The 2,652-nt window shown below is 36.3% G+C and carries 1 protein-coding gene; it reads right to left on the reverse strand.

The genetic code is table 11. The features are described 5' to 3' along the window. Positions 1-76 precede the first annotated feature (76 nt). Positions 77-2,652 (reverse strand): hypothetical protein (locus VR863_RS14870; protein ID WP_324829303.1); only part of this gene is annotated, 2,576 nt, incomplete at its 5' end.

Here is a 2,652-nt window from a genome sequence, read left to right on the forward strand (position 1 = left end):
GATAGGTTATACAAAAAGTTAATTGATTCCCCAAGATATGAATTTTTAATCTGAATTTGCATTTTATTTTCCCCTCTCAAGCCGCATTAAAGCGTGCCTCTAAATTTGCTATTTTTTGTTTTAAATATTGATTCTCTAACTTTAACCAGTTGATATCCTCATTCTGTGTTAACAATGTTTTGTAATGATCCTGAATTGTAATAATTGTTGCACCCAATAATGGGACAACCTGCACACCAAGAGTATTATCATCTAAATATCCACTTAATATATATTTTGATATTGGATGAGAGACAACCTCCTCAGCAATAATACCAATTTGCACAGCTGAATTATCACGTTCAGCTAGAGCTTCATTTTTAGTCCTTGAAACAACCCTTGATCTAACATCTTGAATTGATGGATCCCAATACTCCTCACCTTTTTTATAGGCGAATGAATAAAGGTTGACCCCATGGATGAAATCTGTTACCAAATGTGTAGGCATATCATTATCTTCTAAAGTATTTGCATCCTCAATACTATCTAAAATTGATTCCCTATTTATCTTGACAGGTGTAATATCTGATTTCTTTGTAATTGTACTTGATTGAATTGTTCCATTTACCGCAAATACTTTCTCCCACGGAAAACCTGAACTGCCTAATTCTATTGATCCACTATTTGTTAATGGTCTAAAGAATTGGTTACCTGAACTATCTGTTTGAACCCTTACTCGTGTATATGGTTGTGTAGTGTCATCACCCAATATTAAACCATTTGCATTCGTCTGATTGATGACAGCTCCTATTTCCATGCTACTATTGAAGTATGCCGATGGTGATGCAATAAATCTAGCAATTGTTCTCTCAGCTTCCCCTGCATACGCCCCATTGACATAGTTCGTGGTAATATAAGTGTCTCTAATCGCTGCAATTCTTATATCACCTTTGTCATACATCTTAATATTACTATAGTCAGTCAACGTAGCCGCTCTATATGCCATATCAATATATGATTCATCTAAGTTACCCTGAGGATTATTGTTTGCAGGATAATGTGTCATTACAAAGTAATTACCTGCAGCAGATGTGGTTGAATTATCCATCCCATAAACACCCATTGCAAATCTAGGTGCATCAGTGTTTCCACTTGATAATGTTCTGAATCCCATTGACATCTTTTGTGTACTACCATCATATGCGGCATAATCATCCATTTGGATTCTTACTCTCTTACCTGATGTTGCAGTTTGTAATAATGATCCTGTGATTGTACCTGCATCTATTTTATCAGCTTTTATACTTGCTATCTTTGCATCAGTTACAGCTAGATTTGCAATCTTTCCTGTATCAACAGCTAAGTTGGCTAACTTTGCGGTAGTTACAGCTAAGTTATCTATTTGCAATGTTCCAACAATACCATCTTGCAAATTCAATCTAACTATTGAAGCATTTGCTAGGGCACCATTTGCCGCAGTAATACTATTCACCGCCATCTTATTTGCAGTTATTGCTCCATTAACAATCATATCAACATTACTTTTTCTTCTTAATACAAGGTTATCGATATATAAAGCATTTGTTGTTTCACCATTATTTTGAAAAGACACCCATGGTTGGATAAAACCTACACCAGCAGGTATTTTGACACTTCCTGAAATATCCCTAAAAGTTTGATTTGCACCATCCCATGAAGCTACAGAAATCCATTTACTTAATGGGCTTTTCTTATGGTCATATTCCCGCCACCCAATTCTCATTCTCATTGTACCGGCTGAGTTTAGGAACCTAAAATTACCCTCCATGTAAAACTCGTCGCCCTCTTTTACCTGGATTAATCTTTGCTGATATGCATCTGCATTACTACCATTCCTAGCATTCAGTTTCATTGCTCTGGCTGAGCCATTTCCTTGTTGGAAATTTAGTATATGTTCAACTATACCTGATCCCCAACCTGTTGGTGTTGATCCAGTAGGATCATCCTCAAATGTTCCATTGTCAATCAAGTTTGTAAAATCACCTACATCAATCAATCTTGCATCAATTCTTACAATACCTGGTTGTAAGTTTATCGCGGCTACAACACCATCTTTATCAACTTTCAAACCTATTTGTGTGCCTTGCAGACTAATTGATGATTCAGCTGTGCTCATTCTGCTTGTTAAACTGTCAACAGATGTCTGTGATGCCTTTAAGGTTAAATCATGTGCTGTTTGACTAATTGATGTCTCAGCTGATGACAACCTTGATGTTATCTGTGATGACGGTGTTCCATTGACATTAGATGTGTCATGTGCAGTCAAAACCCTTTGTGCTATCTTACTGCCTGAAGGTAGTGATGTTATAAAACCTGCTTTTTCATGAAAAATAGGATCCTTATTACCTGATATAAAAGTTGGACTTACAAAATAAGTTTGGTATGATGTTTTCACTCTAACATACAAATCAACAACTGTTCTTGCAGATGAATTCACCACAATATGGCTTGAAAAATCACTCTCATCTAGAGTCTTACATTCTCTTATAAAAAATTCAACAACTGGGGGTCCTCCCATTGGTTCCTGCTGTTTTAACCTAGCATAACCTGATGCGTAAGTCTCATCCCCATGACCATTAGCCCCACCTTGTAATGTAAATTGCATTGTGACATTATGATAACGAGTAGTCACCT

The sequence above is a fragment of the Qipengyuania zhejiangensis genome, from assembly GCF_035607565.1.
Classification (GTDB): Bacteria; Pseudomonadota; Alphaproteobacteria; order Sphingomonadales; family Sphingomonadaceae; genus Qipengyuania; species Qipengyuania zhejiangensis.